Origin of the sequence: Halalkaliarchaeum sp. AArc-CO (assembly GCF_024972735.1) — an archaeon.
Classification (GTDB): Archaea; Halobacteriota; Halobacteria; order Halobacteriales; family Haloferacaceae; genus Halalkaliarchaeum.
The window spans coordinates 2,481,636-2,499,313 of the sequence record NZ_CP087723.1 but is presented as its reverse complement, the minus strand read 5'-3'; the positions used below and the strand labels follow the sequence as shown (position 1 = coordinate 2,499,313).

The following is a 17,678-nucleotide window of genomic DNA, read 5'->3' as shown; positions in this document are numbered from 1 at the left end:
GTCCGAGGACGCCCGGCCGCTCGGTCGGCGCAGCTTTTTTTTTCACCCCGTTCGGCGCTCGAACCGGCAGTATTTATATGTGGATTCCGCGCTTCACGCGGCGTATGCGTGACGCCCTCCCGACCGAGTTCGTTCGGTCGCACACGTCCAACAGCCGCCTTCGAGATCACGTCCGACTACCGGTGCTCGTCGGCGGCCTCCTCCAGGCGGTCCTCCTGGGGTGGTACGTCGTCAGCTACGGAACGGAGCCGGAGATATTCGCCGTCGGAACGGTCGGCCCGACCGTCGCCGCGCTGCTCACCCAACCCGACGCGGGGTGGGTCGACGCCCCGCTCGCGGGCGTGTTGGGTGGCTGTCTGTATCTGCTCGGCGTGCTCGTTTACGGGGCGTACGTCGCTTCGGGCTTCGAGTACGTCCTCGCGACGTGGATGTTCGGCGAGTACATCACTCTCGCGCTCTCCCAGGCGGTGATGCTGTTGCCGGGATTCGTCTTCTTCGGGGTCGTCGTCGGCGGGACAATCGGATGGGTGAAGCTGTTCTGGCGACGGCGGAGGTGAGCACCAGTGGACGCTGGTGATAGCGGCTACTCCCGGAAGCCGAGCAGCCGGAGCCCGTTCAGCGAGACGAGGACGGTCGACCCTTCGTGACCGACGACGGCGATCGGAAGTGGGATTCCCCGCGTGAGGATCGCCACGAGCATGATCGCGATCGCGCCGAAGGCGATCCCGAAGTTCGCGAACAGGGTCCGGCGGGTACGTCGCCCGAGACCGAAGGCGTACGGGATTCCTCCGAGATCGTCGGACATCAACACGACGTCGGCCGTCTCCAGCGCGACGTCGGTGCCGGCTCCGCCCATGCCCACCCCGAGCGTCGCCCTCGCCAGTGCCGGCGCGTCGTTCACTCCGTCTCCGACCATTGCCACCCCGTCGTGTCGTTCCACTAGCTCCTCGACGTGTTCGACTTTCTGCTCGGGCAACAGCTCGGACCGGACCTCGTCGACGCCGACGGCCTCGCCGACGTGTCGGGCCACGCGATCGTTGTCGCCGGTCAGCATGACCACGTGCTCGATGCCGAGCGCCCGGAGTCGCTCGATCGTCTCGGCGGCCGCCGGACGGATCGTGTCGGTGAATGCGAGCCAGCCGAGGACGGACATCCCGTCGTCCGACTCGCGCACGACCAGAACGCTCGTTTTCCCGTCGGCCTGGAGCGACTCCAGCGCGGTCGTCCCCTCCCGGATCCCTTCGATCGGCTCGTTCTCCAGCCTTGCGACCGGTTGCTCGGTCGATCCCGCAAGCGACGCAACGTACCGGGCGTTGCCGATGTGGATCGTCTCCCCGTCGACGCTTGCGCGGACGCCCTTGCCGGGTGTCGCTTTGAATCCCCGAGCGTCGGGTATCTCCAGATCCTGTTCCTCGGCGGCCTCGACGGTCGCCCGGGCGAGGTGGTGTTCCGATCGTCCCTGGACGGCTGCCGCAAACGACAACAGTCGGTCGTCCGTCGCCGGCGACCCGTCGACCGTCGCTCCCGACCGCGCGGTCGCGTCGGTCAGCCGGGTGTTGCCCTCGGTGAGCGTCCCAGTCTTGTCGAACGCCACCGCGTCGATAGTGGCGGCCACCTCGACGTGCTCCCCGCCTTTGAACAGGACACCCCGGCGTGCCCCCGCAGTGATCGCCGACAGGACGGCCGCGGGCGTCGAGATGATCACCGCACACGGGGACGCGGCGACCATCAGCGTCATCGCACGGTAGAAGGTGCTGTCGAACGCGTAGCCCAGCGATAGGGGGATCGCGATCGCGGCCGCGGTGAGCCCGAACACGCCCAGCACGTACGGCTGTTCGAACCGATCGATCAACCGCTGAGTCGGCGCCTTCTCGCTTTGAGCCTCCTCGACCATGTGGATCAGTCGGGCGATAGCCGACTCGTGTGCCTCCCGAGTCACCCGGACCTCGAGGCTCCCGTCGCCGTTTATCGTCCCGCCGTACACCTCCTCGCCGGGCTCTTTCGACACTGGCATCGACTCGCCGGTGAGCGACGACTGGTCGACCGCGCTCTCTCCGGACTCGACGGTGCCGTCCAGCGGGATGCGGTCGCCCGGTCGCACGAGGAACACGTCGCCGACCGACACCTCGTCGATCGGCACCGTCACCTCCTTGCCGTCCCGAAGCAGCGTCGCGGACTCCGGGCGCAGTTCCATGAGCGACTCGATCGCCCGCCGCGAGCGTCCGATCGCGTAGCCCTGCAACACGTTCGAGAGCGAAAACAGGAACAGGAGCATCGCCCCCTCGAAGGGCGCCCCGACGACCAGCGCGCCGAGCGCGGCTATCACCATCAGCAGATCGATGTCGACCGCGCGGTGCCGGAGCGTCTCGATCCCGGCCTTGAGGCCGTACCACCCGCCGAAGACGTACGCCGCCCCGTAGCTCCCCCAGACGACCGCCTGTGCAGCGTCCAGCCAGCTTCCGAGCAGCCCGACCGTCATTCCCAGGAACGTGAGCGCGACGAAAACTGTCTCTCGACGGAGTTTCGATCCGTCTACGACGTCTGTGGGATCTTCACCGGGGGAATCGATCCCGGAAGCGTCCACGTCGCGAACGGTCGCACCGTACTCCTCGGTGAGCCGTTCCAGTTCCTCGGGGGAGATGGCGTCCCCATCGTGCCTGATCCGGACGACGCCGCCGCGAGACGACGCCGAGACGTCGTACACGCCGTCGGCGCTGGCGAGCTTTCGCTCCAGCGCCAGCGCACACGACTCGCAGCTTCGTCCCGAAAGCGGATCGATCCGGATCGTACACGCTTCGAGGGAATCGATAAACTCGTCCGAAAGATCCGCGTCCGACGCGTCCGGGGCCGGCCTGCAGGGAACCGGGGCGTCCTCGGAACTGGGGGGTGACGCCCCTGGCGAATCACTCATTGACGGCTCGAAATTGGGCCGGGGTGGGCTTGAACGCGTCGCCGGATCACTCCCCTCTGCTCACCGCGAATTGCCCCAGTGGACGGCGCCCGGATAGTCCAGGAACAGTCCGTCGACGCCGACGGCGTTCAGCTGTTCGGCCTGGTGCCACGTCTCGACGGTCCAGACGTGGATCGGGAGCCCACGATCGTGTGCCTCCTCGACGAGATCGATTGGGGCGTGGCTGGTCGGATCGAAGTACGGCGTTCCGAGGATCATCCGTACGGGTGCACTCACGGCCGCCGCATCGTAGTCGTCAGTGACCGATAGTCCTTCCCGGATCGACTCCGAGAAGATGTACGCGATCGGTATCTCGGGGTCGATCTCGCGGAGCGCAAACAGTGCGCCCTCCCAGAAGGACGAACACAGAACCTCGTTGTCGTGTTCCGACAGGACGTCGACCACGGTCTCCAGCCACGCCCACTCCTCGCGTTCCCCGGGCGGATCGGCGACTCGCCCGCGTTCGACGCTCCCGGAACCGTTCTTGATGTCCACGTTGACGCCGACGTCGGCTGGAATCGTCGCCATCGCATCTGCGAGCGTCGGCACCGTATTTCCGCTCTGGAGTATCTCCGCCGAAAGAACGTCCGCCGCGGGGGTTTCGTAGATCACTCCACGGGCGTCGGTCAGTCCGCCGAGCTCCTCGTCGTGGAACACGACGATCTCGCCGTCGCTGGTCGGAACGACGTCGAGTTCGATCCAGTCTGTCCGCCGGGAGTGGCCGCCGCCGTTCGGGTCATCGACAGATGCCTCGAACGCGTCGACCGTGTTCTCGGGGTACGTTCCGGCGTACCCCCGGTGGGCGATGACAGTCGGCCGGTCGTCGAACTCGTAGTGGTCTGTGGCGGCGGTGACGGCGTCGGAAGGTCCGTCAGCCTCCTCACCGACCTCGCTTTCGTCTTCGGTCCCGTCGAGACACCCTGCCATCGCGGCGCCGGCACACGAGGCAGCGGCCAGCAACCCACGGCGGCGGAGCATGCTCGGTCCTCCGTCCATAGACTCGAAACGAGCGATTGCGACAAGTAGCCTCCGACCGGCTGCAGTTCTGGATACTCTCTCTCGTCCGGTTCGCCGAGGGGTTCGGGTTCATCACGCTGATCACGCTGTTGCCTACTACATCACCGTCCTCGATCCGTCAGACACCACGATCCTGGGAGTGACGATCGGGGCCCGGCTCATCGTCGGGCTGTAGCACCACCGGATTCACCCGTGATCCGACTCCGCAGAGAGCTTCGTTATCGTCTCGTGTAACCCGACCACGAGCGCCGGGACGACGATCATGAACAGGTGTTCCTCGATCGGGATTCCAAACAGGTCGTAGCCGGTGCGCATCCTGATCTCGAAGACCCCGACCTCGAGCGTATACCAGTCCCAGACGTACGCCACCGGGTACAGCGCCGCGATCGTTCGGGCGGCGCTCCGGAGTGCGTCGGCGTAGTACAACAGCCCGAACGCGATCGCCCCGAAGAACACCTCCGTGGCGAGATACGTGTAGGGACCGAGGGCCGTGATATCGGGGAGCGGTGTACCCGACAGCGGCCGAAACCACACCGACACGATCAACACTGCAAGGAAGACGTACGCCCCACGAACCAGCAGCATCGTCGCGAGCGTCGGTGGGGCCCGCCGTGCGACGAGGACGATCGACCCGAACGCGAGTGCCCCCGCCGGCGCCGAGGGCGGGAACAGTCCCCCGACCGTCCCCCAGAGCACCCCCACGAGTCCGAGAAACAGGAGAGAAAGTGCCAGACTTCTCGCCCGAGTCGGATTCAGCAGCACTGCGACCGTCCGTTTGTCGATCGACCGGTCGTACGCGTAGTCCTGCTCGTCGTCGATGATTTTCACTCCCGCGAGGGTTACGAGGAACACGAGTGCAAACCCCAGCGCCGGTGGCGTCACTGCAGTCGTCTGGACGTAGAACCCGCCCAGGATCGCAAGCGCGATCCCGACCGGATAGCCGAGCGTCGCCGTGACCGGATTGGTGTCGAGCTGTGGGGCGTGCAGATAGCCCAGAAACCAGACGGGGAGCGTGACAAGCGCCGCACCGATCCCGACGACGACACCGAGCAGTGCGGTACAGATCGCGAACCCGGCGGTGGCTGCGACGAGCGCGATTCGACAGCCGCGAACCGTCATCGGGTGATCGTCGTCCTCCCCGCGTCGGTAGAAGTCGACGTAGCCGTCCTTTACGTGGGCGGTGTACACCGCGAAAAACATCGCCGCCATGTGCACGGTGCCGATCCCGACCGAGAACTCGCCGGCCACGACGGCGCCGAACCACGAGGCGGCAAGCGGCGGCAGCATAAAAACGGGGTGGACCTGCGAGAGTAGCGCCCGCAGATCCGCCCGAATTCCTCTCCCGTGGCGGGCGATTGTCATGGATTGACAAAGGGCTGAATACGATTAACGCTGTTGGCACAGCGACAGGTTCGGCCGACTGTTCCCGAGCCGGCCTCCGGGGCTGGGAGCCCTTATTGCCGTCGCTACAGGAGCCGCAGGACTCGGTCGGTGAACTCCTCGTCGACCAGCTCCCGGAGGTGATCCGGCTGTGTCTCCCCGTCTGCGTTGACCAGATACGCGCGTCCCCGATCGTCGCCGTACACGCCCTGGAAGTCGTAGACGAACCCGTACACCGTCTCCTCGTCGGGGACGTCGTCGCTTTCGAGCAGGAACTGCACCTGCCTGTCGACGTTGTACTCGACGAGTTGATCGACGAGACTCGCCTCCCTGTCCGGATCGACGCGGTCGTCGGCGAGGCCGTCCTCGATGACCGGGACGAGGAGGTCGATCCACTTCGCGATCCCGGCTGCATCCCCGTCACTACCGTCGTCCGTGCGTCGAACCGCATCCAGGGCCGCAGTCACAGCCCCACAGCCGGTGTGTCCCACGACCAGAATCACTCCCGTGTCTGTGTGTGTCACCGGATACAGGACGCTGCCGTCGACGACGATGTCGCCGTCGTATCGGTCCCAAACCTGGTTACCGATCGTGCTCGGTGTAAACAGGAATCCGGGTTCGGTGACGTCCCACATCCCTTCCTGGGACACACGAGAGTCGGAACAACAGACGGAGACGGCCGCGGGCTCCTGTCCGGCTTCCACCGCCGAGAAGTGTCCGTCCGGGAGCGAGTCGACGTGGCGGGCGTTGCGCTCCAGCAGTTCCGCCAGCGTGGTTTCGGGCATGCGTGATGGTGGGGCCCCGGTTCCCTTTTACTCCTCTGGTCCCGGTGGACAACTCGTCTGCGTTACCGCAAACCGAGGCACCAACCTTGATTGTTCCTGACGCACGACTGCGGGTATGTCAGTTCTCGCTACCGCGATGGTGTTCTTGCACAACCTGTTTGCGATGCTCTGGGTCGGAACCGTCCTCTTTTTCTCCTACGCTGTGCTTTCGTCGGGTCGCGGCGGGGCTCTCGGCCGTGAACCGCTGGAGGATCTCCTCGGCGGGTTGACGACAGTGACGCGGGTGAGCGCGCTGGTGCTGTTGCTCTCGGGGATCCTCATGGGTCTGAATCTGTACACAGTCGACCGGTTACTCGGAACGACGGACGGGTGGCTGGTGATCGGGAAAGTCGTCCTGTGGGTCGCGCTCGCGGGAGCGGTCGAGGCCGGGGCCGGGAAACTCGAAAGTGAACTCGACGGAGGACAGGTGAGCGATTCGGTGGAAGCCACGGCGACCCTGTTTTACGTCGCCTCGGCGATCGCAGTCCTGTCGGCGCTTTTCGTCGCGCTGCTCGCGACCGGCGTCCCCCTGCAATGACTGGTAATTTCAGACTTCCGGCATCCGGAGCGTCAGCAGGATGACGACCACCATGATGGCACCGAGGAGGAGATACCCCTCGTCGAAGTAGCCGCGATCCGCGATCGCGCCGAACACGACCGGTCCTGCCGCCCCGAGTGTCGCTGCAGTCGTGCGGACAATCCCCAGTCCGGTCCCGCGCATGTCGTCGGCGAACAGCTCACTGAGATACGACTGCGTGATCGCGCCGGTCCCGAGCATGGTGCTGACGAGGGCGGTGATGCCGACGAGGGGCCAGAAGCCGTCGACGGCCGGCAGGAGGAACAGCCCGAACACCGGGCCGACGAGCGCGACTGCGAGGGAGGTCCGCATGCCGACCCGGTCGTACGCCGAGCCAGCAAGCGGCTTGACCACGACGCCGAACGCGAAAAACAGTCCGAAGAGCCCGCCCGCAAGCGAGGGGGACAGCCCCTTCTGTTCTGCGAGATACGTCGGGTAAAACGCCGAGAACGTCTGCCAGATGAAGATGAACAGGAACAGCACGACCGTCATGAAGATCAACGCCGGATCGTTCAACTCTCCGAGGACGTATCGCGCTCGCTCCCTCGAGAGGCCCTCGCCGTCTGATTCCTGTGGGGTGGGATTCGGCAGCGTGATCCAGAGCACGAGGGCCAAAAGGAAGAGAAACGGGATCACGAAGGCGAATCCGACCTGCCAGGCGAGCGCGGCCGCCAGAACCCCTGCAAGCGGAGGCAGAACCGTCTGTCCGAGGTCTCCCGTTGCCATCGTGACACCGAGCGCGCTGCCGAGCCGGTCCGGATAGATCTCCGTGAGGATGGTGATCCGGGCGATCGGATACAGCGACAGTCCCAGTCCGACGAGTCCGGTCGCAGCAAAGAGCACGCTCGCGGTCGGTGCGAACACGACGGCTACCAGCGCGCCCGAAACGACGAGCGTGCTCGAGACCATTACGGAGCGCTCACTGAACCGGTCTGCGAGCATTCCGCTCGGGAGCTGTCCGATCGCAGAGCCCAGCCAGATGACGGTGACGAGCAGGCCCGCAGTCGCGAGATCCAGATCGAAGCTTCGCCGGAGCGACGGGAGCAACACCGGATAGATCATCCGCGTGCCGATCAACAGCCCCCACCCGACTGCGATCGGGACGAGCAGCTTTCCCTTGCCTCTCCCTAGCAGCGCGCTTGCTTCCCGTTTGATGGATGCGACGATCTCCATTCAGAACGTTCCGTATCGTGGTTTCGAGAGGGCCGGGATACTGTTTTTGCAACCGTACGGCGTTACCGATTTTTCGACCGTCTCCGTCCTGCTGACGAGGTCTCCACGAAAACCTTTTGCTCGTTGTGGCCGACGGTATACAGAATGGTCTCCCTCGACGTCGGAACGAACGGGACGGAACGCCCGAGACTGTACGAGTGTTCGGAGTGTACCGCGACACTGATCGCTTCCCGGGATCCCGACGGTGTGGTCTGTTGTGGGGAGCCGATGACGCGGGTCGACCGCGTCTCCACCCCGCTTCAGGATCCGGATCTCGAAGCCGTTCTCGAGGAGGTCCTCGGCCTCTCGCGGAACACCATCGTCGTCTGCATTTACGTCATGGAGCGCGGCCCGACGACGGTTCCGGAGATCGCCGAAGACGTGGGGTTAAGCGAGAGCGCGGTGTCGACGAAGCTCACGCACCTCGTCGAGGCGGGGATCCTCGAGCGGTCACAGCGCAACCTCACGAACGGCGGTTCGGTGAACGTTTACACGGCGGTGTCTGCAGAAACCCAGCGTCGGATCTACCGGCGGGGGCTGTACCAGTGGTTCCGGGAGGCGATCGAACTGATCGACGAGTTCGACCTCGAGGAACTCAAAGAACGGTATCGGAAAGAGGAGTCCGAGACGGAGACGGATACGGAAACGGAGCTGTCGTCGGTCTACTGGGACTCCGACTCGAGTGTGTCGTCTTCGGATTGAATCAGCTCTGCGATTCCGAGTGACGCAAACAGCGGTCCGTTCGACGAAACGACGGGTGTTTCGAGCCGGTTCCTGTTTCAATTATTTGAAAACTACTAAATTATTTGAGTTAGCGGGCTGTAGACAGCTACAGATGGTCGAATCGAATCCGGGCTCGTGGACGGAGAGTACGAGCGGTCGCGAGCGCGTCCGGCACGTCGTGGAACTGCTGGACAAACCAACGCCGGTGCAGGAGATCGCCGACCAGGCAGATGTCTCTCGCGCGACAGCCGACGATGAACTTCAGCGACTGGAGAGTGACGACTGGGTCACTGAGACGACTGTCGACGGGACGAAGGCGTACGACCTGAATCCGGTGCGGATGCTCTTCGACGAGGTAACGGACCTGATCGAGACCCACTCGCGTGACAAGCTGGAGAGCCGACTTACGGAGCTAAAAGAGGAACAAGAAGAGTTGGTGTCGGAGCACGACGTCAGTTCACTTGGCGAGTTCCGGCAGCAACTCGCCGCCGATGAGTTCTCGGCAGAGGAACTCCGTGAGCGTCGCAATGTGATCGCCACGTGGGAAACGATCAACACGGAACTCGGGCTCGTGAGGCACGCCCTCCAACTGTATGACGACGTTATCGAACTCTCGTCAACGCGGACGGACTCTCCCTCGACACTCGCCTGATGGTCATTTTCCTCGCTAACCGGGCGAACCTGCAGAGCAAGCGGCTCCACGACCGTATCCAGAACCGCCTCAGCGGAGCGTTCGAGAGCGTTCATCGACGACGTGCTGAACCGCGTGAAGCAGGCCCGTACCGGGTCGTCGCTGAGGTAGACCCACGCCAATTCCTCGGTGATGACGACTACCCGGTGACGGCCGCGCGGGTTGAGATAGGGTTTCAACTGCAGACTGGGGAGCCACACGAGTACTATTGGTTCAACTGGATCGAGCCAGATCGAAGTCTGCTATTGGACTGTCATCAGGACGACACGCACGACGACCTTGGGCCAGTTCATCTGCAGGTGAACGACGGCGCGACACCCGTCGCCCACGAACCAGCGCAGTTCATCGACTCACATCCGCTGGATGTCGTCGAGCGCAGACTCAGCTCGCTTCGAGACGCGATCCTCGCGGTCGAGTGGGAGCAGGGACGGCCCGTCGGACTTGATTAGGCCCATATTTTACTGCATTCTGGGCGACACCAGAAGTCAGGTCGTCGCTCGTGGCCGGTGAGTTGGTTCCGAGAAACTCTGGCAAATCACCTGCGCTCCACCGCAGGCATTTGAACCGTGAGTATGATGCCGCCTCCCGGATTTGAACCGGGGACAGCTCGATCTTCAGTCGAGTGCTCTCCCAGTCTGAGCTAAGGCGGCGTGCATCCTACCCAAGGCCGATTCGGGACAAAAGGATTTCGAAAGCCGGCAACCAGATCCGGCCGACGACTCACTCCGACACCGCGTGCCAGATCCCCAGCGAAATGAAATACACCGCCACGAACGCCCCGAAACCCACCAAGAATCCAGAAAACGCCGGATCTCCGGGAGTGACGGTTCCAGTTTCGATCACGATCGCCACGGCGACGACGAACACGAGCACCGAGAAGAGCCCCGAAACGGTGTACACGCCAGCGTCTGTTCGGAGCCACTCCAGCATGGCTTGCTCGACGGGACTCCGAAGGAAAACGATGTCGCCGACGTCGGTCTTTTATAAGCGGGCCGGGAGGGATTTGAACCGAAACCGGACGTGCTCGCTCACTCCGTTCGCTGCGCGCGACTGGGAGGATTCAAATCCCTCCGTAGCCGCTTCGCTCCTCCCTTCGGTCGTCGCAGAAGCGGGCCGGGAGGGATTTGAACCCCCGACCGACGGATTAAGAGTCCGTCGCTCTCCCTAACTGAGCTACCGGCCCTCGAATCCGGATAACACAGGGGGCGGTAAAGGGATTTCCATTCCCGACCGACTGCGAACGAGTGGCGTTAAGTGTCGTGCCGGAGAAAGAGGATCGTAATGAGCGCTGCCGGAATCGGCTCCTCGCGGTCGACGTACGCCATTTTGGGCTGCGGGAGCGTCGGACACGCAGTCGCCGAATCACTTGTGGAGGACGGCGAGGACGTCCTCCTGCTCGACTGGGACGAATCCCGGGTCGAAGCGCTTCGCGATCAGGACCTCAACGCGCGAGTACAGGACATAAGCGACCCCGAAGTCGCGGAGGTCGTCTCCGATCGCGACATCGTGCTCGTGCTCGCCTCCGACGTCGAGGTGAACAAGGCGGCCGTCTCGGCGATCCGCAACCGGGGTGGCGACCAGTATCTCGTCGTCCGCGCCTCGGATCCGATCAGCGAGGACGAACTCCACGAACTCGGTGCCGACGTCGTCATCAACCCCTCGACGGTGATCGCCGACTCCGCGCTTCGGAGCCTCGAAACCGGGGAACTCGAATATAAAGCCCGTCAGCTTGCAGAGATCTTCACCCAGTCGGACGGTCGGATGGCGATCCTCATCCAGGACACGCCGGACCCGGACGCAATTGCTTCCGCGACGGCGCTGCGGGCGATCGCCGAGGCGTACGACGTGGAGGCCGACATCGTCTACGACGGCGAGATCGGCCACCAGGAGAACCGGGCGTTCGTCAACCTGCTCGGGATCGAGCTGCTTTCCCGCGAGGAGGCCGGCCCGATCGACGACTACGACACCGTCGCGCTGGTCGACTACGCGAGCGCCGAACGGGACGCCGCCGGCGCTCCGGAGTTCCCGGCGGTTGACGTCTATCTCGATCACGTCGAGCCGGAAGAGGAACTCGACGCCAGGTTCGCGGACGTCCGAACGAACGTCTCCTCGACGTCGACGGTGTTGACGAAGTATCTCCAGGAGTTCAACCTCTCCCCCTCGGAGACGGTCGCGACCGCGCTTTTGTACGGCATCCGCGCGGAGACGCTCGACTTCAAGCGCGACACTACGCCCGCAGATCTCACCGCGGCGGCGTATCTCCACCCGTTTGCCAACCACGACACCCTCGAACAGGTGGAGTCGCCGTCGATGAGCCCGGAGACGCTGGACGTGCTCGCGGAGGCGATCCAGAACCGCCAGGTCCAGGGATCACACCTGTTCTCCTCGGCGGGCTTCATCCGGGATCGGGAGGCGCTCACCCAGGCGGCGCAACATCTCCTGAACCTTGAGGGGATCACGACGACGGCCGTACTCGGAATTGCCGACGAACGGATCTACCTCGCGGCGCGCTCGAAGGACATCCGGATCAACATCGGCCGGGTCCTCGAGGACGCGTTCTCGGAGATGGGCGAGGCCGCCGGCCACTCCACGCAGGGCAACGTGGAGATCCCGCTGGGCATCTTCCAGGGGATCGAATCCAGCGGGGAGAACCGCGACACCCTGTTGCAACTCACCGAGGAGGCGGTCCGGCGCCGGCTGTTCGACGCGATGGGCGTGGAAGGAACGGGCGAAGGCGGGAACGGTTCCTGAACGGCAGCGGTTCTCCGCCGGGCGAGAGCAGGCGATCAGGCGACGACTTCCTCGTCCTCGGAGGAGTCGTCGTCGGTTTTCATCCGCTCGACGACGTCGTTTACGAGCACGACGTCCCCGACCGACCGAACCCACCGGTACGGGACCAACACGCCCTTTCCGGGGTCGACCTGCGTCGAGAACAGCTCCCTGTTTATCTCCCCGACGGCGAGTCCGGTCACGACTTCCTGGTCCAGGTTGAGCCTGACGTCCTCGATTTCGCCGACGAACACGCCGTTGTTCGAGTACACCTCGCGGCCCACGAGCGTGGTGATCTCCTGTGAATCGCCGTTCATGCTCCGAACGTGGTGTGCCCGGCTAATAAGCGTTCGTTGTCGGCAGACGCCCGTCGGACGCGCGGACAGTCTACTGGGGGTCCGGCGCCACCACCTCGACGGCGTGGCGACTCTCCCGCGGCAGCAGCGACTCGAGCTGCTTGTGACAGGAGGTCCCGCTGTCGACGACTGTCCGTCTCCGCGTGTCGGCTGCCGTGAACTGGTCTTTCAGCGTCTCGCCGACGTCCATACTCAGCTCGTAATACTCCGTCTTGTAGCCGAACGAACCGGCCATCCCGCAGCACTCGACGTCCGACGTGACGACGTCGTAGCCGAGCTCCTCGAGCAGCGCCACCGTGAACTCCGCTTTCCGGATCGTCCTCTGCTGGCAGTTGGGATGATACGCCACCTCTCGGGACCGATCGTCGGCGGGCGATCGCAGCACCTCGAGACCCGGCCCGCCGTCTTCGGACGCCAGTTCGAGGAGGTACTCCATCACGTCGTAGCTGTTTTCGGAAAGCCGTCGAAACGACTGTTCGGGGAGCAGCTTCCCGTACTCACTCTTGAACATTGCCAGATCGCTCGGCTCGATCACGACGACGTCGCGGTCGGCGTCGAGATGCAACGCCAGCCCGGAGTAGACGTCCTCGGCGTGCTCGCGGGCGGTCGCGATCATCCCCTGCGAGAGGGGCGCCCGCCCCGTCGACCGGACGTCGGGGATCACGACCTCTGCGCCAAGCGCCTCCAGCGCCCGCACTGCGGCTTTCCCCCGCTCGACCTGCATCGTGTTCGTGTACAGGTCCGGATACAGCACGACCTGCGTTCTCGGCGCCGACACCTTCGGCCCCCGGTCGTCGTACCACTTCTTGAGGGTCATCCGCTGGAAGGTGGGCAACTCACGCCGCCGGTCGACACCGAAGACGCGCTCCATGACCCGACGACTGACCGACAGGTCGGCCAGCCAGTTCGAGACTGGCGCCAGCGCGCTCCCGAGCCCCGCGAACGTCTCGAAGTTGCCGAACAGACGCTTCTGGACGTCCATCCCGCCCGGTTCCTCGTCCGGGACCAGCCCCTCGACCAGCCAGTCGGCGTTGCTGTCGGCCTGGCGGTTGATCCGGTCGCGAACGACGGTGTTGATCCACGGGATGTCGATCTTCACCGGACAGGCGTTCACACACCGGCTACAGCTCGTACAGAGGTCGTTGAACTCGCTGGCGACGTCCAGGCCTTCGATCCCGGCTTCCCAGCCGGTCGCGATGCCGCCGGAGTACGTCTCCCCGCCGAAGACGTGGCCCCCGACGCTCTGGAAGTTCCCACAGGAGTTCGAACACGCCGAACACCGGATACAGTACAGCGTCTCCTTGAGATCCTCGTCCTGGCGCATCGCGAGCCGGCCGTTGTCGATCAACACCAGGTGGAACTCGCGGTCGGGGTTGTCGCCGGCGCTGATCCCCTCGTGATCGCCAGCGAGCGCGGCCCCACCGTCCTCGAAGTCCGGCACCGGTGAGGTACCCGGCGGCGTCAAAAGCGAAATGTAGGAGGTGATGTCCTGTCCGGTTCCCGACCGACCGATGAGCTCGACGAACGGCGAGAGATCCTCGACCCGCGGGATCACCTTCTCTACGCCCGCGACCGCGATGTGGGTGTCCGGGACGACGGCCGATTTCCGGGCGTTGCCCTCGCTTGTCACCAGTGCGATCGTCCCCGAATCGGCAGTGATGAAGTTCGCACCCGTCATCCCGACGTCGGCCCCCTCGATCAACTCGCCCAGCCGATCGCGGGCGAACTTCGTGAGTTCCTCGGCGGTCTCCAGCTCCTCGTCGGGATCGAACACCTCGTTGAACAGCTCGGCGATCTCCGCTCTGGATTTGTGGATCGCGGGCGCGACGATGTGGGACGGCGCCTCGTCGGCCACCTGCAGCACCCACTCCCCGAGGTCGGTTTCGACGACTTCGACGCCGTCGGCTTCCAGCGCCTCGTTCACCTCGATCTCCTCGGTTGTCATCGACTTCGACTTCACCAGCCGCTCGGCGTCCTTCTCGGCGACGACCTCCCGGATGTAGCGGTTCGCGTCCGCGGCGTCGTCGGCGAGATACACCGTGCCGCCGTTCTCCTCGACAGTTTCTTCGAGCAGGTCGAGGAGTTCGGGCAGTCGCTCGATCGCGTCCTCCTTGATCTCGCGGGCCTCCGATTTGAGCTCTTCGTAGGCTGCGAGGTCGGCGACCGAGTCGTACCGCCCCTGGTTGAATCCACGGGTGTTCTCCGCGACGGCGGCGCCCTCCGACTCCATGATCTCGCGGATCCGGGCGGCCTTCCTCGCCCGTTTGGATCCTCGGTTCCCCTCCTGGTCCCCGGGCCGAACCTCGCTACTCATCGATGCCCCCCGCTTCCGGTCCGGAATCATCGGGTTCCGTCCCCTCATCGGCGACGAGTACCACGTGTACTTCCTCGGGACCGTGTGCCCCACGTACGAGCCCGCCCATGTCGGCGGTCGCGCTCGGCCCAGTTGCGATGATCTCCGAGGACCGCTTCTCCCTGAGTCTGGGGCCGAGCCATTCGAACGCCTCCCGCATCTCTCCGACGACGTCGGATTCGTGCAACACGGCGACGTGGAGCTCCGGGAACACGCTTGCGATCTCGCTTCCGAACGGATCGATCTCGAGAACGACGCTCCCGTACTCGGCGATCCCGAGCGCTGCCGGGGTTACTCCAGTGCGTGCGGCCCGGACGTCCTCGATGGTCGGCTCCATCTCGACGATGTCGGGAAGCGACCCGCTGTCGGTGCCGACTGGAACGCCTACCGCTGGCGTTCGAACTACCCTGTCGAGGGTTCCCGCGAGCTCTCCCCGTTCGATCCGCGAGACGGCCACGTCGATCTCGTCGAGCTTCGACGCGAACGTCTCGACCGTGTTCGTTACCATGTCGACACCTTCGCTCGAACTCGCAATAAATGCGAGGTGGAATCTCCCCTACAATCGGCCGGAAAACGAGTCCGGCCGCGACAGTCAGAATTTGCTGAAATCGTTCGCGAGAGGCACGTTTTCGCGTGAAGAACGAATCAATCGTTCGAACTGGCCGTTCGCACTACGGGGTCGGGAGGCAGCCCACGGAGCGTACTATCCGGCTGTCTTTTCGACATCTGTATTGATGTAGATAAATTATAATAACTATTATTCGTGTGGGTTGGGGGTAAATATATAATTAAATAGTGACAATTAGGGAAGTCTTTATGTCACGAGGTTTTGTCAGATCTCACGAGGTATGTGGCAGGCAAACACACGTAATGGACTCGTACTGATCGGGCTATCCGTGGGGGAGAACCATGGTTAGCGCAGTCGAACTACTCCTCGCGGCGTCGCCGTTACTGATCGCCGGGATACTGCTGGTCGGCTTCCTGTGGCCGGCGACCCGCGCGATGCCGATCGCGTGGATCGCGGCGTTGCTCGTCGGCTACTTCGTGTGGGAAAACTCCGCCCTGTGGCTTGCAGGAGCGTCGATAACCGGAATCATAACGGCGTTGACCATCCTCTGGATCGTCTTCGGCGCGCTGGTGTTGCTGTACACGCTGATGCAGGCGGGGGCGATCGACGTGATCAACCAGGGGTTCGCCGCGATATCGGACGACCGACGCGTCCAGATCATCCTGCTGGCGTTCTTCCTCGCGACGTTCATCGAGGGGGCGGCAGGCTTCGGGACGCCCGCGGCGGTCGTGGCACCGCTGCTGCTCGCGCTGGGCTTCCCGGCGCTCGCGGCGGTGGTCGCGGCACTGATCGGTCACATCATCGCGGTCACCTACGGCGCGGTCGGGACGCCGATCGTCATCGGTATACGGGACCCGCTCGACGGGCCGCCGTACATCGATCGCATCATGGAGGGGGCCCCGTATGCGGGCCTCGACGAGGCGGTGGCAGTCACGCAGTTCTCGAACGACGTCGCGGCCTGGGCGGCGACCTACCACGCCCTTGTCGGGTTCGTGATGCCACTGTTCGCCGTCGGGATGATCGTGTACTTCTTCGGCGATCCGGACGACCGGTCGCTTGAACCGGTAAAAGAAGTCGTTCCCCTGGCACTGTTCGCCGGGATCATCTTCGCGATTCCCTACTGGATCTCGGCGTGGTTCATCACTGCAGAATTCCCAGCACTCATCGGCTCCATGGTCGGTGGCGGGATCACGGTGGCCCTGCTGCGGAGAGGATACCTCCTCCCCGACGACGAGTGGGACTTCCCGCCGAGGGAAGAGTGGCCCAGCCACTGGGTCGGGACGATCGAACCCGGTGCGGAGGGCGTCCGGTCGAACGCGGACACCGGGGAGATGGGACTGCTCAAAGCCTGGTCTCCGTACATCATCCTGGTCCTTCTCCTCGTAGTGACGCGTGTCTCCGATCCGATCAGCGGCTTCATCAACGACGCTGACCTGGGCGTCACGATCGGCGACGTCACGATCGGAATGGTACTGGTGTGGGAGAACATCCTCGGTACCGGTCTCTCCGACAGTATTGCCTGGGTTAACGTCCCCGGATTCTGGCTCATCCTGTCGGCGATCATCGCGATCCCGCTGTTCGGCATGAACGGCCAGCAGGTAAAAGACGCCTGGGGCGAGGCGGCCGAAAAGATCGTTTCGCCGTTCATCGCGCTGGTGTTCGTCATCGCGATGGTAGAGGTCATGCTCTCCTCGGGGCTGCCGGCAGTCGATCCGGAGACGTTCGCCGGGACTGCCGCGTACGATCAGAGCATGATTGAGGTGCTCGCGGTCGCGACCGCCGGCACGCTCGGGAGCGCCTACCCGTTCGTCGCGTCGCTCATCGGCGCGCTCGGGGCGGCCATGGCCGGATCGAACACCGTCTCGAACATCACGTTCGGCGGCTTCCAGTTCACGGCCGCACAGGAACTGGGCATCTCGACGCAGATCATCGTCGGCGCGCAGGCGGTCGGGGGCGCGATCGGGAACCTCGTGGCGATCCACAACGTGGTCGCCGCGCTGGCGACCGTCGGCCTCGTCGGGCAGGAGGGTCGCGTGATGCGGCTCAACCTGATCCCGCTGTTCTACTACGCGCTGATGGTGGGCATCCTGACGATGCTGTTCAGCTACATCCTGTTCCCCGGCCTGTTCTGAGGCCGACACAGGATCTTTCCGGTTCGCGGCTCGGGGCTCGGGACTCGCGGCTCGGGGCTCGGGGCTCGCGGTTCCACCGACGGAATTTGATCGGATTTTTGAACGATCGTACGGAAAAAGCGACGG

The 17,678-nt window shown here is 64.2% G+C and carries 16 protein-coding genes, 2 tRNA genes and 1 pseudogene; 8 read left to right on the top strand and 11 right to left on the bottom strand.

The window, feature by feature from the left end; translation table 11 throughout:
- Window positions 1-104: 104 nt before the first annotated feature.
- Window positions 105-557: a hypothetical protein gene (locus tag AArcCO_RS13070; RefSeq protein WP_259533944.1), complete on the top strand. Its 453-nt coding sequence runs from the start codon at window positions 105-107 to the stop codon at window positions 555-557.
- A gap of 26 nt (window positions 558-583) precedes the next feature.
- On the opposite strand, the gene AArcCO_RS13065 is transcribed toward AArcCO_RS13070, so the two are convergent.
- Entirely contained in the window at window positions 584-2,911 is a 2,328-nt protein-coding gene (locus AArcCO_RS13065; RefSeq protein WP_259533943.1) for a heavy metal translocating P-type ATPase, read from the bottom strand.
- Between the two features lie 60 nt (window positions 2,912-2,971).
- On the bottom strand, window positions 2,972-3,928 hold the full coding sequence (locus AArcCO_RS13060; RefSeq protein WP_259533942.1) for a glycerophosphodiester phosphodiesterase: 957 nt from the start codon (window positions 3,926-3,928) through the stop codon (window positions 2,972-2,974).
- A gap of 35 nt (window positions 3,929-3,963) precedes the next feature.
- Here AArcCO_RS13060 and AArcCO_RS15990 point away from each other — a divergent pair.
- Window positions 3,964-4,139: pseudogene (locus AArcCO_RS15990) on the top strand (MFS transporter); the annotation flags it as partial.
- 14 nt (window positions 4,140-4,153) lie between these two features.
- On the opposite strand, the gene AArcCO_RS13055 reads toward AArcCO_RS15990, so the two are convergent.
- Complete coding sequence (locus AArcCO_RS13055; RefSeq protein ID WP_259533941.1) at window positions 4,154-5,329, bottom strand: lycopene cyclase domain-containing protein; 1,176 nt, start codon at window positions 5,327-5,329, stop codon at window positions 4,154-4,156.
- 104 nt (window positions 5,330-5,433) lie between these two features.
- Complete coding sequence (locus AArcCO_RS13050; RefSeq protein WP_259533940.1) at window positions 5,434-6,132, bottom strand: carbonic anhydrase; 699 nt, start codon at window positions 6,130-6,132, stop codon at window positions 5,434-5,436.
- A gap of 115 nt (window positions 6,133-6,247) precedes the next feature.
- On the opposite strand from AArcCO_RS13050, the gene AArcCO_RS13045 reads away from it, so the two are divergent.
- On the top strand, window positions 6,248-6,709 hold the full coding sequence (locus tag AArcCO_RS13045; protein WP_259533939.1) for a transporter: 462 nt from the start codon (window positions 6,248-6,250) through the stop codon (window positions 6,707-6,709).
- Between the two features lie 9 nt (window positions 6,710-6,718).
- Here the strand turns inward: AArcCO_RS13045 and AArcCO_RS13040 are convergent, their stop codons facing one another.
- Window positions 6,719-7,921, bottom strand: a complete 1,203-nt coding sequence (locus AArcCO_RS13040; protein WP_259533938.1) for an MFS transporter — start codon at window positions 7,919-7,921, stop codon at window positions 6,719-6,721.
- A gap of 144 nt (window positions 7,922-8,065) precedes the next feature.
- Here AArcCO_RS13040 and AArcCO_RS13035 point away from each other — a divergent pair, with 144 nt between their 5' ends.
- The 3 genes from AArcCO_RS13035 (at window position 8,066) to AArcCO_RS13025 (ending at window position 9,823) form a co-directional block, all read left to right on the top strand.
- Window positions 8,066-8,662, top strand: coding sequence for a helix-turn-helix domain-containing protein (locus AArcCO_RS13035; protein ID WP_259533937.1), 597 nt, complete (start codon window positions 8,066-8,068; stop codon window positions 8,660-8,662).
- Between the two features lie 133 nt (window positions 8,663-8,795).
- On the top strand, window positions 8,796-9,335 hold the full coding sequence (locus AArcCO_RS13030; RefSeq protein ID WP_259533936.1) for a winged helix-turn-helix domain-containing protein: 540 nt from the start codon (window positions 8,796-8,798) through the stop codon (window positions 9,333-9,335).
- Window positions 9,335-9,823, top strand: a complete 489-nt coding sequence (locus AArcCO_RS13025; protein ID WP_259533935.1) for a hypothetical protein — start codon at window positions 9,335-9,337, stop codon at window positions 9,821-9,823. The genes AArcCO_RS13030 and AArcCO_RS13025 overlap by 1 nt, the downstream gene beginning before the upstream one ends.
- Before the next feature lie 127 nt (window positions 9,824-9,950).
- Here AArcCO_RS13025 and AArcCO_RS13020 read toward each other — a convergent pair.
- From AArcCO_RS13020 to AArcCO_RS13010, 3 genes are all read right to left on the bottom strand, one after another.
- Window positions 9,951-10,024: transfer RNA gene (locus AArcCO_RS13020), tRNA-Phe, on the bottom strand.
- Between the two features lie 70 nt (window positions 10,025-10,094).
- Window positions 10,095-10,304: a hypothetical protein gene (locus AArcCO_RS13015; RefSeq protein WP_259533934.1), complete on the bottom strand. Its 210-nt coding sequence runs from the start codon at window positions 10,302-10,304 to the stop codon at window positions 10,095-10,097.
- A gap of 179 nt (window positions 10,305-10,483) precedes the next feature.
- A tRNA-Lys gene (locus AArcCO_RS13010) sits at window positions 10,484-10,557 on the bottom strand.
- A gap of 98 nt (window positions 10,558-10,655) precedes the next feature.
- Here AArcCO_RS13010 and AArcCO_RS13005 point away from each other — a divergent pair.
- Entirely contained in the window at window positions 10,656-12,125 is a 1,470-nt protein-coding gene (locus tag AArcCO_RS13005; RefSeq protein ID WP_259533933.1) for a DHH family phosphoesterase, read from the top strand.
- 35 nt (window positions 12,126-12,160) lie between these two features.
- Here the strand turns inward: AArcCO_RS13005 and AArcCO_RS13000 are convergent, their stop codons facing one another.
- The 3 genes from AArcCO_RS13000 to AArcCO_RS12990 form a co-directional block, all read right to left on the bottom strand.
- Window positions 12,161-12,460 carry a PRC-barrel domain-containing protein gene (locus tag AArcCO_RS13000; RefSeq protein ID WP_259533932.1) on the bottom strand — a complete coding sequence of 100 codons (300 nt, stop codon included), beginning with the start codon at window positions 12,458-12,460 and terminating at the stop codon, window positions 12,161-12,163.
- 70 nt (window positions 12,461-12,530) lie between these two features.
- Entirely contained in the window at window positions 12,531-14,729 is a 2,199-nt protein-coding gene (locus AArcCO_RS12995; RefSeq protein ID WP_259536443.1) for an LUD domain-containing protein, read from the bottom strand.
- A gap of 76 nt (window positions 14,730-14,805) precedes the next feature.
- Window positions 14,806-15,360 carry an LUD domain-containing protein gene (locus AArcCO_RS12990; protein WP_259533931.1) on the bottom strand — a complete coding sequence of 185 codons (555 nt, stop codon included), beginning with the start codon at window positions 15,358-15,360 and terminating at the stop codon, window positions 14,806-14,808.
- Window positions 15,361-15,761: 401 nt separating this feature from the next.
- Between AArcCO_RS12990 and AArcCO_RS12985 the strand changes: the two genes are divergently transcribed.
- Window positions 15,762-17,552, top strand: coding sequence for an L-lactate permease (locus tag AArcCO_RS12985; protein WP_259533930.1), 1,791 nt, complete (start codon window positions 15,762-15,764; stop codon window positions 17,550-17,552).
- The last annotated feature ends 126 nt before the right edge of the window (window positions 17,553-17,678 follow it).

Coding starts and splice junctions, on each gene's coding strand:
- AArcCO_RS13070 (WP_259533944.1), top strand. CDS start 105: ATGCGTGACGCCCTCCCGACCGAGTTCGTTCGGTCGCACACGTCCAAC.
- AArcCO_RS13065 (WP_259533943.1), bottom strand. CDS start 2,911: ATGAGTGATTCGCCAGGGGCGTCACCCCCCAGTTCCGAGGACGCCCCG.
- AArcCO_RS13060 (WP_259533942.1), bottom strand. CDS start 3,928: ATGCTCCGCCGCCGTGGGTTGCTGGCCGCTGCCTCGTGTGCCGGCGCC.
- AArcCO_RS13055 (WP_259533941.1), bottom strand. CDS start 5,329: ATGACAATCGCCCGCCACGGGAGAGGAATTCGGGCGGATCTGCGGGCG.
- AArcCO_RS13050 (WP_259533940.1), bottom strand. CDS start 6,132: ATGCCCGAAACCACGCTGGCGGAACTGCTGGAGCGCAACGCCCGCCAC.
- AArcCO_RS13045 (WP_259533939.1), top strand. CDS start 6,248: ATGTCAGTTCTCGCTACCGCGATGGTGTTCTTGCACAACCTGTTTGCG.
- AArcCO_RS13040 (WP_259533938.1), bottom strand. CDS start 7,921: ATGGAGATCGTCGCATCCATCAAACGGGAAGCAAGCGCGCTGCTAGGG.
- AArcCO_RS13035 (WP_259533937.1), top strand. CDS start 8,066: ATGGTCTCCCTCGACGTCGGAACGAACGGGACGGAACGCCCGAGACTG.
- AArcCO_RS13030 (WP_259533936.1), top strand. CDS start 8,796: ATGGTCGAATCGAATCCGGGCTCGTGGACGGAGAGTACGAGCGGTCGC.
- AArcCO_RS13025 (WP_259533935.1), top strand. CDS start 9,335: ATGGTCATTTTCCTCGCTAACCGGGCGAACCTGCAGAGCAAGCGGCTC.
- AArcCO_RS13015 (WP_259533934.1), bottom strand. CDS start 10,304: ATGCTGGAGTGGCTCCGAACAGACGCTGGCGTGTACACCGTTTCGGGG.
- AArcCO_RS13005 (WP_259533933.1), top strand. CDS start 10,656: ATGAGCGCTGCCGGAATCGGCTCCTCGCGGTCGACGTACGCCATTTTG.
- AArcCO_RS13000 (WP_259533932.1), bottom strand. CDS start 12,460: ATGAACGGCGATTCACAGGAGATCACCACGCTCGTGGGCCGCGAGGTG.
- AArcCO_RS12995 (WP_259536443.1), bottom strand. CDS start 14,729: ATGGAGTCGGAGGGCGCCGCCGTCGCGGAGAACACCCGTGGATTCAAC.
- AArcCO_RS12990 (WP_259533931.1), bottom strand. CDS start 15,360: ATGGTAACGAACACGGTCGAGACGTTCGCGTCGAAGCTCGACGAGATC.
- AArcCO_RS12985 (WP_259533930.1), top strand. CDS start 15,762: ATGGTTAGCGCAGTCGAACTACTCCTCGCGGCGTCGCCGTTACTGATC.